This window comes from Streptomyces yerevanensis (assembly GCF_000716805.1).
GTDB lineage: Bacteria > Actinomycetota > Actinomycetes > Streptomycetales > Streptomycetaceae > Streptomyces > Streptomyces flaveus.
The window spans coordinates 51,827-65,507 of the sequence record NZ_JNWJ01000034.1; the positions used below are offsets into that span (position 1 = coordinate 51,827).

Sequence of the window (13,681 nt, forward strand, 5' to 3'; positions counted from 1 at the left end):
CGTTCAAAGGAACGTTCAGCGGGACAGCACCGTGCAGGCGCTCACCCCGGGGGCGCCGTACACATGGGTGAAGCCGACCCTGGGCTCGCCCGGGACCTGGCGTTCGCCGGCCCGTCCGCGCAGTTGCTGGACGATCTCGTAGACCTGGCGCAGCCCCGAGGCGCCGATGGGTTCGCCGTTGGCGATGCAGCCGCCGTCGGTGTTGACCGGCAGCGTTCCGCCGATCTCGGTGACACCGGAGGCGATCAGCCGCTCCTGCTCGCCGTCCTCGCAGAACCCGCATTCGGCCATGTGCATGACCTCAGCGCCGCTTTCGGTGTCCTGCAGCTGGCAGACGTCGATGTCGCCGGGGCCGAGCCCGGCCTCCTCGAAGGCGGCGGCCGAGGCATCACGGCTGACGCTGGTCAGTTCGCCGCCCGGGATCGAGGGGCTGAAGACTTCGAACGAGCCGAAACGCCGGGTGCGTACAGCCGCCGAGCGCAGGGCGACCGGCGGGCCGTCCAGGGTGTCCAGGCTGCGTGCGGCCTCGGGCGAGCAGAGCACCAGCGCGGCCGCGCCTGCTCCCGGTGAGCAGAACATGTAGCGGGTCAGCGGATCGCTGACCATGCCGGATTCGAGGATCTCCTCGGCTGACACCGGCTTGCGCCGCCATGCCTCAGGGGTCAGACCGCCGTTGCGGTACGCCTTCTCGGCGACCAGGGCGAGAGTGCGGGGCGTGATTCCGTGGTCGTACATGTAGCGCTGGATCTTCATGCCGAAGAACTGGGTCGTCACCATCAGCCCGTCGCTGCCGTACTCCGCTCCCAATCCCCAGTCCTCGGGCCGCGGGTCGAAGGCGCCGCGCGGGTGTTTGTCGAAGCCGACCGCGAGGACGACGTCCGCCATACCGGAGCGGATCGCGTTCACGGCGGAGACCAGCGCGCTGCCGCCGGTGGCGCAGCCGTTCTTGACGTTGATGAACGGCACTCCGGTCAGGCCGAGTTGGGCCACCAGCGTGTCGGCGAGGCCGGCGCTGTCACTGCCGCCGAACGCGGCCCGCACCCGCGACCACTCGATCCCGGCGTCCGCCAGCGCGGCGTCCACCGCGGCGACCGCCAGCTGCCGGCCGCTCGCCTCAGACCGGCCGAACGGGGTGCGCCCGGCGCCGCAGACCAGGACGTCGGTACTCATGAGCCCTCCTCGCCGGGGGTCGTGGGCCTGGCCCGCGGCACCCCTTGGCCCGTGGTCACAGTGAGGGGCATGCCGATGCGAACGTCGTCGAGGTCGTCGACCTCGAGTACGGCAGCCACCCGCACGCCTTCCACCAGCTCGACGTAACCGAGCGCGAACGGCTCGAAGCCGCCGGGCGGGGCCTGATAGGGCGGCGACTTGGGGGCGTACCGCTGCACCGTCCAGGTCCACAGCGTGCCCGTGCCGTGGAGGACCGCCGGTTCGGCCGGTCCACCGCAGCGGGGGCAGGCGTCGTCCGCGGGGTAGACCGTCACCGCGCAGCCGTCGCCGGAGCAGCGTGAGCCCTGGAGCCCGGCGGCGTCGGTGGGGCTCCGCGGATCCGTGGCCATCCGGGTCAGCGCCCCGTCCACTTGGGTTCGCGCTTCTCCAGGAACGCCGACACGCCTTCGTTCGCGTCCTCGGAGTTGAGCGCCACGCCCACGGCGAGGTGCTCCATCACCATCAGCGACTGGGTGTCGGCGTCCAGGCTGCGGTCGATCGTCATCTTCGTGAGCCACATGGTGAAGGGGCTCTTGTCGACGAGGTCGCCGATGAAGTCCTCGACCGTCGCGTCCAGCTTGTCGGCCGGGGCGGACTTGTTGATGAGCCCGAACTCGGCGGCCTCGATGCCGGAGAGGAGCTTGCCGGTGAGCATCAGCTCCTTCGTCTTGCGGATGCCGATCATGCGCGGCACCCGGTAGATGGGGCCCGCCCCGCCGAACAGCGCGCGGCGGATGTGGAAGTCTCCGATCTTGGCGTCGTCCGCGGAGATGGCGAAGTCGCAGGAGATCATGATCTCGAAGCCGCCGGCGGTGACGTGGCCCTCCAGGACCGCGACCGAGGGAGTCTTCATCGAGTACAGGCGATCGCAGACCTTCGCGGACTTCACCGCGACGTCGATCGCGTTCGACTTGCCGACGTACTCCGCCTTCAGGCTGTCGAGGTCGAAGCCCGAGCAGAAGGTGCCGCCACGACCGCGGAACACCAGGACCCGCAGCTCAGGATCCTCGTCGACCTCGGTGATGATCTCGTCGAGCCGCTCCAGGATCGGCACGGTGACGCAGTTCTTCTTCCACGGGCGGTTGAGCCACACACGGGCGACGTGGCCGTCGCGCTCGAACTGGATCTCGTCTTCCACTGCCATCTCAGCCTCCCAATTGAACTGAATTCACTACGAGTCTGCGAGGATGAAGGTGCGCTGTCAACCCTTTGATCGAGACAGGTTCCAAAGGTGAGGCCAGACTGGAAACAAACCCCAAAGACTTCCGCCTGTTGATCGAACCGAACCTGGTTCAAACCGACGGGCGGGGCATCTCATGCCGGTGAGCCGGCCGCCGGACATCCGGCGGCCGACTCACTCATACGGTGCGGTCGTACGGGCGTGGCCGCGGCCTGCGGTCGTACAGCGTGGACATGTCGGCGGTCAGTCGCCTCGGCGCAGTTCGTCCGCGCAGCGCTCGGCCATCATCATCACGGTGGTGTTGGTCGGCACCGCCGGAATGTCCGGCATGATCGAAGCGTCGACGACGTACAGCCCGTCGAGGCCGTGTACCTTGCCGCCCTCGTCGACCACCGCGGTCGGGGTTCCCGCACCGCCCATCGCACAGGTGCCCACGGCGTGGCAGTAGGTGTTCTTGCCCTGCAGAACGGCACGGGTCAGGTCGGCGTCCGTGGTCGCCTCGGGTCCGGGCCACTGCTCCGCCCGTACGTACTTCTCCAGTGGGCCCGAGCCGATGATCTCCCGGACCTGGCGGATACCGGCCACCATGCGCCGCACGTCGTCGGGGTGGTCCAGCAGGCCCAGCCGGATCCGCGGGGCGGCCTCAGGATCGCGTGAGGAGATCTCCACCCTGCCCAGCGAGTACGGACGGACCAGGCCGAGCGGCACCAGCATCACTCCTGGTTCCATGGTGAAGGGCAGCGCGTGCAGGTCGACTTCGCCTGCACTGCCGGCACCTGCCGAGGAAAAGGCCAGCACGGTCTGCAGCGGCGGGAGGAGTTCGCCGACAGCCTCCTCGTCCACGGCATAGGTGAGGTAGACCATCGGGTGGTCGCGCAGGTTCCTGCCAACGCCTTCAAGGGCCTGGATCACGGGGATGGACAGCTCTTCGAGCAGCCGCCGCGGTCCGATGCCGGAACGCATCAGGACCGCCGGGCTGCCGACGGTTCCGGCGGAGAGGACGACCAGATCGGCTTCGAGGCGGGTGCCGTCGCCGAGGACCACCGCGCGGGCCCTGCCGTCGTCGGTGAACTCCACGCGGTCGACGGTCTGTTCGCCCAGTACGGTCAGGTTGGCGCGGTCACGGGCCAGGCCGAGGTAGGCAAGGGCCGAGCTCTGGCGGATGCCGTCCTTGCGGTTGAAGGGGACCGGGCCCGCGCCACGCCGGTCGGCACCGTTCATGTCCGGCCGTAAAGGGTGACCCGCCTGCGCACAGGCCTCCAGGAACGCGGACATGACCGGGCGCAGCCCGTCCCCCTCGGAGAAGCGCTCGATGTGTACGGGGCCTCCCGTGCCGTGCAGTTCCCCGCCGACCGGGTCGTCCTCCAGCTTCTTCAGATACGGGAGGACCTGGTCCCAGGACCAGCGGTCGTTGCCCAGTCCGGTCCAGCGGGCGAAGTCCTCGGGCGTGGGCCGGAGAGCGTTGGCCCCGTTGACGGATGAGGAGCCTCCGATGACCTTGCCGCGGAGGACGGGCACGACGCCCTGCTCGACGATCCCGAACATCGGGATGCTGTCGGCATCGACGACGTGGTCGGCCGACTCGTAGGCCCAGTCATGGGTGGTGAACCCGAACTGGTTGGCGTCGAGCACCTCGGGGGCGGTCTCCTCCGGGGTGCGGTAGTCGGGGCCCGCCTCGACGAGCGTGACGGTGTTCGCGGGTTCCTCGCTCAGCCGGGCGGCCAGGACCCCACCGGCGGAACCTCCGCCGCACACCACTATGCGACGCGCCATGGTTACCTCTTCTCTTCTTTGAGACGAAGGACTTGAGTTCACGGAGATCACGGAGATGAAAGAGCTGAAGGAGATGTCCAGAGATGTGGGAGATGAAGAAATCGCAGGCGGTAGGCGGGCGCTTCAGCCGCTCAGGGGCACCCCCGACAGGGCGATCGACTTGGGCTCGAGAAAGTCGTCGAGGCCTTCGGGGCCGTTCTCGCGTCCGATGCCCGACTTCTTGCTGCCGCCGAAGGGGGCGTTGATGTCGAGGGTGTAGCTGTTGATGCTGAAGGTTCCGGTGCGCACACGGCGGGCGATCCGGAGGGCGGCATCCTCGTCCTGGGTCCAGACGGTTCCGGAGAGCCCGTACGGGGAGTCGTTGGCGAGCTCGACGGCGTGGTCGGGGCCGTCGTGCGGGATGGCGACGACGACGGGGCCGAAGATCTCCTCCTGGGCGATCCGCATGTCGTTGGTGACGTCGGTGAAGAGGGTGGGTTCGACGTACCAGCCGGTGGTCAGGCCGGCGGGGCGGCCACCGCCGCAGGCGACGGTGGCGCCTTCCTTCCTGCCGAGGGCGATGTACTCCTCGACGCGTGCCCGGTGCGCCTCGGTGATCAGCGGTCCGATCACGGTCGCGGGGTCGGCCGGGTCGCCGATGGGCAGAGCGCTCATGTGGCGGGCCAGGGCCTCGGTGAACTCGGCGTAGCGCGAGCGCGGCAGCAGGATGCGGGTCTGGGCGGTGCAGATCTCGCCCTGCAGGAAGGCGGCGCCGCAGCCGACGAGAGCCGGGACGACGGCGTCGATGTCGGCGTCCTCCAGCACGATGGCCGCGGATTTCCCGCCCAGTTCCAGCGTCACACGGCGGATGTCGCGACCGCAGGCCTCGGCTATCCGGGCGCCGACGGCGGTACTTCCCGTGAAGCTGACCTTGTCCACACCCGGGTGGGCGACCACGTACTCGCTCTCCGCGGCATCGGCGGCGAACAGGCTGATGACGCCCTCGGGAACGGCCGATTCGGCGACGACCTCGGCGAACACATGGCAGGCGAGCGGATCCTGCACCGGCACCTTGACGATGACCGTGCAGCCGGCCATGAGGGCGGCGGCGATCTTCTGGGTGGTCAGCGGGAGCGGACCGTTCCAGGCCGGGATGGCCACAACGACGCCGACGGGTTCACGGACGACCAGGGTGCGGGCCGGTCCGTTGACCCGCTCCTCCTCGAAGGCGAATCCCTCGGCCAAGGTGGCGTAGAAACGGAAGTAGTTGGAGGGGGCGACGGCGAAGTAGCCCTCGGCGAAGCCGCGCGGGCTGCCGGTCTCGGCGATGGCCAGACCGCCCAGTTCGGCCGCGCGCGTGTCGAGGCGGTCGGCGAGGTCGCGCAGGGCAGCGGCGCGCTGGTGCACGGTCCACGTCGGCCAGGGGCCGGTGTCGAACGCCTGCCGGGCCGCGGCGACGGCGTCGTCGATGTCCACCGTGGAGGCCAGGGGGACCTGGCCGATGACCTCCTCGGTGCTGGGCGAGACGACCTGTGCGAAGCGGTCGGTGGAGGGGGCGGTGAGCCGGCCTCCGATGAGGATGCGGTCGTAGTCGTGTGCCATGCGGTGACTGCCTCTCTGCGGAAACGTGAAACGCGGAAACACTGCGGTGGAAACCTTCTGGAGGAAGGGATGTGCTCGGCGCCGGCCGGTCGCGCAGTGGGTCACAGAGCATCGCCCCGAGCGCACGCGGTCAGAAGTGTCGGCATCGGCGCGGTACGCGGTCGTTGCCCGCGCGCGGATCGTCACAGGCCCTGCGCGGCCCGCGTGGCGACGGCCGCCGCGGCCGCGCGTCCCTCCGCGACGGCGTGCGCGATGCGGCGCGGCACGACGCAGTCGCCGACCGCGCGGACGGTCTGGTGGGCGGCCGGGGTGAAGTCGGGGCGGCGCGGGCGGCGTTCGCCGACGGTGACCAGGACGTCGGCCGCGAGGTGCGTCTGTTGACCGTCCAGCACATGGCGCAGGCGCACGCCGTCGGCGGTCGTCGAGGTCACGGTGTTCATCGCGACGACGCGCAGGGGCGCACCGGTGAGACGGTTCATCAACTGCGTGCGGTTCTCAGGCGACAGGCCCGTCGCGAAACCGGTGCCGGGGGTGATGACGGTGACCTCCCGTGCGCCGGCCGCCAGCGCGCTCTCCACCGCACTGATGCCCTGCCACCAGCCGAAACCGTCATCGAGTACGGCGACGCAGGAGGCTTCCGGTACGACGTCCGCGTACCGGCGCAGGAAATCCGTACTGGTGAGCGTCCGAAGCTCGCCCGGCACGGGGACGGGCTCTTCCTCCGCGCCGGTGGCGAGCACGATCTGGGTGTACGCCTCCACGACGTCCGCCCCCGGGAAGGTGCCCAGCAGCACTCGCACGCCGAGAGCGGCAAGCTGCTCGCGCTGGTAGTCGACGAACTTCTGCCAGCCGGAGCGATGCGGGGCGAGGGAGGCGAGGCGCGCCTGACCGCCGGCTTGCCGAGCCGTGTCGAAGACGGTCACCTCGGCGCCGGATCGGGCGAGTGCCATCGCGCACTCCATGCCGGCGGGGCCCGCTCCCAGGACTGCGACAGGTCCACTGCGGGAGTCCGGCAGGGTGCGCGGCAGCGGCTCGGCCGGCCGGGTGAGCAGCAGCGGGACGGCCGGGCGGCCGGCGGCTCCCGGTGGGCCGAGTTCGGGGTTCACCGAGCACGATCCGGTGGGCTCGAAGGTCCGGCAGCCCTCGTTGCAGCCCGTGCAGGGGCGTACGGAACGCTCGTCACCCGCGCTCACCTTGCGGGCGAAGTCGGGGTCGGCGATGAACGGCCGGGCCATGCCCACCAGATCGGCCCCCGAGTCCAGCGCATGCTCGATGTCCGTGACCGACCGGAAGCCCTGGCTGACCAGGAGCGGCAGAGCGACGGCCGAGCGGAGCCGGGCCACGGACTCCAGCAGTGGTGGGCTGGTGGTGGCCATGCCGGGGACGTAGGTGTTGCGGACGCCGGTGGTGATGTTGACGTACGCGAAGGGCGCGGCGGCGCACAGGCGCGGCAGCAGCTCGATCAGGTCGTCCAGGCCGAGTCCGGAGTCCTCGCCAGGCTCCACCGACACCCGTACGCCGATGGGGAGTTCGCCGATCTCGGTGCGGATGGCGTCGATCACCTGGGCCGGCAGGGCGATGCGGTCGCCGTACTCGTCGTCGCGGGTGTTGTTGGCCCGGGAGAGGAACTGGGCGAGCAGATAGCCGTGGCCTGCGTGTAATTCCACGCCGTGGAAACCGGCTTGCACGCTGTTCGCCGCCGAGATCCGGAAGGCGTCGACGACGCCGCGTACTTCTTCGGTGCTCAGCGGGTGGGGTGAGGTCGCCTCGCGGGGTGAGCGGGCGGCCGCGGCGGAGACCGGCGCGTAATAGGTGCCGGCGCCCAGGGTCTCCCGGCCGAGGTGGACGAGCTGTGCGACGGCCGCGGCACCCCCGTCGGTGATGGCCTCGGCGCGGCGGCGTACGGCGTCCTTGATCTCGGGGCGCCATGCTTCGGTCAGATAACGCCGCGGCAGCGTCGACTCGGGGGCCACAGCGGTGCCTCCGGTGATCACCATGCCGGCGCCGCCCTGTGCCAGTCGCCGCCAGTAGGCCGCGTCGGTCTCGGTGGGAGCCCCGTCGGTGACGGCGGCGGTGGCGTGGGCGGTGGCGACGAGGCGGTTGCGGAGGGTGAGTCCGCCGAGTGTGAAGGGTGCGGCGAGGGCGAGTGGGGGGCGTGGGGTTGGCGTCATACGGCTCTCTTCGCTGTCCTCTTGGCCCGTTCAGGCGGCGGAGCGGGCGGCCAGACCGATGAGTTCGGCGAGTCGGACCCGGTGCTCGTCCGTCGTGCCGAAGAGCACCTCGCTGCTGCGTGCGCGGCGCACGTACAGATGGGCCGGGTGCTCCCAGGTGAAGCCGATACCGCCGTGCAGTTGGACGTATTCGGCCGTGGCCAGGCGGAAGGCCTCGGAGCAGACCACGGCGGCGGCGCAGGCAGCCACCGGAAGCTGCGGCGAGGTGATGGCGGTACAGGCAGTCGCGTACGCGGACGCCGAGCGTGCCGCCTCCAGCGCGACGAGCACGTCGGCCAGGCGGTGCTTGACGGCCTGGAAGGAACCGATGGGGCGTCCGAACTGGTGGCGCTGTGCGACGAATTCGACCGTGGCATCCAGCGCGTGTCCGCTGCCGCCGACCTGTTCGGCCGCCAGTGCGGCCCGCCCGGTGTCGAGGGTTGCCGAGACCGTGTCTTCGCTGCCCTCCAACGTCCCCACGGCGGTGGCCGGGGCGCCTCGGAATTCCACCAGCGCCTGACGACACGTCTCGTCCAGGACGCGCCGCGGAGTCCGCCGACAGGTGTCCGGCGTGGGCTCACAGGCGAACAGCCGCTGCCCGGCGGGGGTTTGGGCCCGTACGAGGATCAGATCCGCGCCGGCTCCGTCCAGCACGAAGTCCGCCCGGCCGCGCAGCAGCCAGCCCGAGGCACCCTGCTCGGCGGTGACCCCGGACTCGCCCGCGTCGAACCCGGCCACGGTCGCCGTGAGCGTGCCGTCGGCGATCCGCGGCAGGTAGCGTTCGCATGCCGTGCGGTCGCCGCTGTAGAGCAGGGCGTGGGCGGCGAGGGCCACCGTGGGGAGCAGCGGTGCGCAGTACAGGGCGCGCCCGGACTCCTCCAGGGCTACGGCCAGTTCGGCGAACGTGAAGCCCGAGCCGCCGTACTCCTCCGGAACGGCCAGCCCGTGGACCCCGATCTCGCCCGCGAGCCGCGCCCAGAGCACTTCGTCGTATCCGCGCGGGGTGGCCAGATGCTTGCGCACGTCTTCGGGACCGCTCGCCTCGGTGTGGAAGTCCCGCAGAACGATGCGCAGTTGCCGCTGTTCGTCGGTTTCGGACAGCAGTTGGGGGTCGATCTCGGGGTGGCGACGGTGCATGGGGGTCTCCATCGTGCTCGTGTGCCGGAGAGCTTTGAGCCGAGAGCCCAGAGCCGCAAGCAGAGCTACAAACTGAACTCAATTCATGAACATAAACATCGACCTTCGAGGCAGGCAAGACCCCTGCACGAGTTGGTTGGGGCGCCTTCGGCTCCCGGCTCTCGGCTCCCGGCTCTCGGCTCTCGGCTCTCGGCTCTCGGCTCTCGGCAAGGCAGAGCGGACCAGAACCCGCTCAGGCGGTGAACCGGCCGCCGTTGGCGAGCAGCACCGCGCCGACCAGGTTCGCCGCGGCATCGCTCGCGAGGAAGAGGGCGATGTCGGAGATCTCCTCGGGCGTCGCGTACGGGCGCACCCGCGGGTCGGCGAATCCGGCACGCAGCGCCTCGGGCGTACGCGCCGCCATCCCCGTCTCCGTCGGCCCCGGTGCCACCACGTTCACGCGGATCCCGGACGCGATGACCTCCTTGGCCACGGCCTGGCTCAGTGCGTGCACACCCGCCTTGGAGGCCGAGTAGTGGGGATAGCCGGCGGGGGTATCGAAGGCCGACGACGAGCCGATCACCACGATCGCCCCGGCTCCGAACGGCCGCATGGCCCGCACCGCGGCGCGCAGCACATGGAAGGTTCCGTCCAGGTTCACCCGCATGACGCGCCGCCAGGAGGTGTCGTCGAGGGAGTCGGTGATCTCGACCGGTCGCCCCTCGACCAGCGCGTCCGCGATGCGCTGTTTGGCCTCGGGGTCGTCGATCCCGGCCGCGTGCACCAGGACGTCGAGACGTCCGTCCCGGTGCAGTACGTCCTGGACGGCGGCGTCGACGCCCGCTCCGTCCGCCACGTCGAGTGCGACCGCCCGAGCGGCGGGCAGCTCCTTGGCGACGGCCGCTGCACCGTCGGCGTTCACGTCCGCCAGGACGACAGCCCGCGCCCCTTCCGCAGCCAGCTGCCGGGCGATCGCCGCCCCCATGCCGGAGCCGGAGCCGGAGCCCGTCACCATCGCAACCTTGCCGGCGAACCTGTTCGTCTGCACGTCCCTGCGCGTCAAACCGGCCTCCCTCATCCGCTCCCCGTACTGATGAACCACTGCGATCGAACCACATCTATTGAACTGACTTCACCTCTGTTACCGTGACGCCCGCAGGGCTGACAAGACCCGGGACGGTGAAGATGAGGGCACTGCGGCTGACGGCGTGGGGCGAAGCCCCGGAGCCGACCGAGGTCGAGCAACCCGTCCCCCGCGGTACCGAAGTGCTGGTTCGGGTCGAAGCCACCGGACTGTGCCACTCCGACCTGCACGTCATCGACGCGGCTGCGGGGGCGCTCCCCTACCGGCTGCCGTTCACGCTCGGCCACGAGGTCGCCGGCCGGGTGACGGCATGGGGACCGGACGCCGACGGAGTGGAGACCGGCCAACGCGTGGTGCTCTACGGACCGTGGGGCTGCGATTCCTGCGACCGTTGCGCCGCGGGCCGGGACAACTACTGCGACCGGCGCGACACCCTCGCCTGGCACGGGGCGGGACTCGGCCGGGACGGCGGCATGGCCGAGTACGTGCTCGTGCCGTCCGCCCGCCATCTGGTGCCGATCGACGACCTGCCGGCCGATCAGGCGGCTCCGCTCTCCGACGCGGGCCTGACGTCTTACCACGCCGTGGCCGGACTCCGGCACGCGCTCGGGGAGGGCACCACCACCGCCGTCATCGGCATCGGCGGGCTCGGCCACCTTGCGGTGCAGATCCTCCGCGCGACCACAGCGACCCGCGTACTGGCGGTCGACACCCGGGAAGACGCCCTGACTCTCGCGGACCGCTCGGGAGCGGACTTCGGGACGCTGGCGCGGGCGGACACCGCCCGTGTCCTGAGGGGGCAGACCGGTGGCGCGGGAGCGGACGCCGTGCTCGACTTCGTCGGCAACGGGCAGACACTGCAACTCGCGACCGGCATCCTGCGCCCGGGTGGTGAACTCGCCGTCGTGGGCAGCGGAGGCGGCCGCCTCACGGTCTCCAAGCCGGGCATTCTCCCGCCGGGCTTCAGGCTCTCCCTGCCCTTCTGGGGAACCCGCCCCGAACTCACCGAGGTCGTCGCGCTGGCACGCTCGGGAGCGATCCACGTCGAGACCGAGCGGTTCCCGCTGTCCGCCGCAGCGGAGGCCATCGGCCGGCTCCGCCGAGGCCAGGTGCGGGGGCGGGCCGTGCTCGTCCCCGACTGACCAGGCGCAAGGGCAGCTCGCTGCCCTCCTCTGACCACTCCTCACAGATCTGACCACTCCCAACCGAAGGGAAGCTCGGGATGCGCTTCGACGGAAAGGTCGCGATCGTCACCGGCGGGGCCCGGGGCATGGGCGCCTCGCAGGCCCGCGGACTGGCCGCGGAGGGCGCCCGGGTCGCCGTCTGCGATCTACTGGACGACGAGGGGAAAGCCCTGGCCGAGGAACTCCCCCACGCGCAGTACTGCCACCTCGACGTCACCGACGAAGGCGCGTGGCAGTCCGTCGTCCGCACGGTCGAGAACACCCTCGGCCCGGCGGATGTCCTGGTCAACAACGCGGGGATCATTCACTTCGGCGGCGTGGAGGAGCAGTCGCCCGAGCACTTCCGCCGGATCCTCGACGTCAACCTGGTGGGCGCCTTCCTCGGCATGCACACCGTCCTCCCCGGCATGCGCGCCCGCGGCCACGGCGCGGTCGTCAACATCTCCTCGGCCGCCGGCCTCATGGGCTTCGCCGACGGCATCGGCTATGTGGCGAGCAAGTGGGGGGTGCGGGGGATGACCAAGGCCGCCGCGCTGGACATGGCGGGCAGCGGCGTACGCATCAACTCCGTGCATCCGGGCGTCATCCGTACGCCCATGGGTGAGAGTGCCTCGCCCGAGCTGTTCGCCCGTCAGCCGGTACCGCGCATCGGGGAGCCCGAGGAGGTCACCCGCATGGTGCTCTTCCTCGCGAGCGACGACGCCTCCTACACCACGGGGGGCGAGTTCCTCGTCGACGGCGGCCAGACCATCGGCCACGTCGGGCATGCCCATGCGTCGGAGGACCAGTAGGGCGGCTAGGCCAGGTTGGTATCGCCGCTGGTATGTCACTGAAGGGATGAGTGCGGATGCCGGACCACCAAAGGGTCGACCTGCTCGTCATCGGGGCAGGAGCGCCGTGGCTGACATGGATGACCGGACGTACACCCGGGCCGGGTCGGGTCACGCGCCCCGGGGAAACACGGCAGTGACCGGCCGTGAGGTCTGGCCGGTCGCGTATCCCCGCGGCGAGGTCCGGGCGTCGGACTTTCGCGTCGTCGAGGTCGCAGTACGGCGACCGCGGCCGGGCGAGGTGCTCGTCCGGAACACGTGGACATCCGTCGACGCCGCTCTCCGGCTGCGGCTCAGAGAGACGGCGCCACCGGGATACTTTCCGGCTTTCCCTCTCGAGGAGCCGATGGACGGGATCATGACCGTCGGGGAGGTCGTCGAGTCTCGCGCCGACGGGTTCGCCCCGGGCGACACGGTGTGGCACGCCTCCGGCTGGCGCGACTACGCGGTCGTGGAGGCGAAGAAGCAGGCGCTCGGCGGTGTAGGCACGCTCACGAAGCTCGACGTACGCGTGGCACCTCCTCAGACCTACCTCGGTGCGCTCGGCGCCAATGGACTCACCGCCTACGCCGGCCTCTTCCATGCCGCGGGCCTGCGCGACGGCGACGTCGTGTGGGTGTCCGCGGCGGCCGGCGCCGTCGGCAGCCTCGCCGCGCAGATGGCGAAGATCCGCGGGCATCGTGTCATCGGCAGCGCCGGTTCGGACGAGAAGGTGCGCCACCTCCTGGAGGAGCTTGGCCTGGACGCCGCGTTCAACTACAAGCGCGGCGCGCTCCCCGACCTCCTGCGCGAGGCGGCCCCGGACGGCATAGACGTGTACTTCGACAACGTCGGCGGAGACCATCTCGAGGCCGCCCTCGGTGCGCTGCGGAGGTCGGGCCGCGTCGCGATCTGCGGCATGATCTCGGAGTACGCGGCGCAGGAGCCGCCGCACGGCCCCGGAAACCTCATGCTGGCGGTGACGAAGGGCCTGACGATTCGCGGCTTCCGGGCCAGCGGCCACACCCACTTGTTACCCGAGATGACACGGCAAGCAGGCGCATGGTTCCGCGATGGCCGGCTCCGCTGCCGCGAAACGATCGTCGACGGGCTGCCGCAGGCGCCGTTGGCACTGGCGGGGCTACTGCGAGGCGACAACACCGGTAAGACGCTTGTGCGGATCGATGGCGGCACGCATCTTGAGAACACCGTCGACTGAGGCCGGTCCGCAGGGCGCCCGAGCGTACCGAGCCCAGTACCGTACTGACCGCCGAACTGAACTGAAATAAGCCCAACATCTGCCACTGTGAGGCGGCCCGGCCGAGCGCCGGGCCGCCTCCACCCCACCCCGCGCACAGACCAGCCATCGCCCGCTCACCACTGCGTGCAACCGATTTCGCAGAGGCGCGGCGTGCGACTCCCCCGAACCTCACGCCAACGCTTCCGTCGCGTGGCTGCGCATTCTATTGCCTAACCGAGTTCAGTTTGGTAATTTCCACGAAATCTTGGCCACCCGGCCACCGTCCAGCGCAAAG

The 13,681-nt window shown here is 70.5% G+C and carries 11 protein-coding genes; 3 read left to right on the forward strand and 8 right to left on the reverse strand.

Features of this window, described 5'->3' with window-relative positions; all coding sequences use genetic code 11:
* Nucleotides 1-15: 15 nt before the first annotated feature.
* From OP79_RS30535 to OP79_RS30570, 8 genes are all read right to left on the reverse strand, one after another.
* Complete coding sequence (locus OP79_RS30535) at nt 16-1,170, reverse strand: thiolase family protein (protein ID WP_033324775.1); 1,155 nt, start codon at nt 1,168-1,170, stop codon at nt 16-18.
* Nucleotides 1,167-1,559 (reverse strand): Zn-ribbon domain-containing OB-fold protein, encoded by a 393-nt coding sequence (locus OP79_RS30540; RefSeq protein ID WP_033324826.1) that lies wholly within the window; start codon nt 1,557-1,559, stop codon nt 1,167-1,169. The genes OP79_RS30535 and OP79_RS30540 overlap by 4 nt, the downstream gene beginning before the upstream one ends.
* A gap of 5 nt (nt 1,560-1,564) precedes the next feature.
* Complete coding sequence (locus tag OP79_RS30545; protein WP_033324777.1) at nt 1,565-2,353, reverse strand: enoyl-CoA hydratase/isomerase family protein; 789 nt, start codon at nt 2,351-2,353, stop codon at nt 1,565-1,567.
* A gap of 279 nt (nt 2,354-2,632) precedes the next feature.
* Complete coding sequence (locus OP79_RS30550) at nt 2,633-4,162, reverse strand: GMC family oxidoreductase (protein ID WP_033324779.1); 1,530 nt, start codon at nt 4,160-4,162, stop codon at nt 2,633-2,635.
* A gap of 123 nt (nt 4,163-4,285) precedes the next feature.
* Nucleotides 4,286-5,743 carry an aldehyde dehydrogenase gene (locus tag OP79_RS30555; RefSeq protein WP_033324781.1) on the reverse strand — a complete coding sequence of 486 codons (1,458 nt, stop codon included), beginning with the start codon at nt 5,741-5,743 and terminating at the stop codon, nt 4,286-4,288.
* Nucleotides 5,744-5,925: 182 nt separating this feature from the next.
* A complete protein-coding gene (locus OP79_RS30560; RefSeq protein WP_033324782.1) occupies nt 5,926-7,914 on the reverse strand; it encodes an oxidoreductase in 1,989 nt (662 codons plus the stop codon).
* Between the two features lie 30 nt (nt 7,915-7,944).
* Nucleotides 7,945-9,090, reverse strand: coding sequence for an acyl-CoA dehydrogenase family protein (locus OP79_RS30565; RefSeq protein ID WP_033324784.1), 1,146 nt, complete (start codon nt 9,088-9,090; stop codon nt 7,945-7,947).
* A 232-nt stretch (nt 9,091-9,322) separates the two neighbouring features.
* A complete protein-coding gene (locus tag OP79_RS30570; protein ID WP_033324786.1) occupies nt 9,323-10,132 on the reverse strand; it encodes an SDR family NAD(P)-dependent oxidoreductase in 810 nt (269 codons plus the stop codon).
* Nucleotides 10,133-10,254: 122 nt separating this feature from the next.
* Between OP79_RS30570 and OP79_RS30575 the strand changes: the two genes are divergently transcribed.
* The 3 genes from OP79_RS30575 to OP79_RS30585 all read left to right on the forward strand — a co-directional run bounded on the left by OP79_RS30575 (nt 10,255) and on the right by OP79_RS30585 (nt 13,365).
* Entirely contained in the window at nt 10,255-11,295 is a 1,041-nt protein-coding gene (locus OP79_RS30575) for an NAD(P)-dependent alcohol dehydrogenase (protein ID WP_033324788.1), read from the forward strand.
* 80 nt (nt 11,296-11,375) lie between these two features.
* A complete protein-coding gene (locus OP79_RS30580) occupies nt 11,376-12,128 on the forward strand; it encodes an SDR family oxidoreductase (RefSeq protein WP_033324790.1) in 753 nt (250 codons plus the stop codon).
* A gap of 115 nt (nt 12,129-12,243) precedes the next feature.
* The gene (locus tag OP79_RS30585) at nt 12,244-13,365 is read left to right on the forward strand and encodes an NADP-dependent oxidoreductase (RefSeq protein WP_078492112.1); all 1,122 of its coding nucleotides are present in this window, start codon (nt 12,244-12,246) and stop codon (nt 13,363-13,365) included.
* The last annotated feature ends 316 nt before the right edge of the window (nt 13,366-13,681 follow it).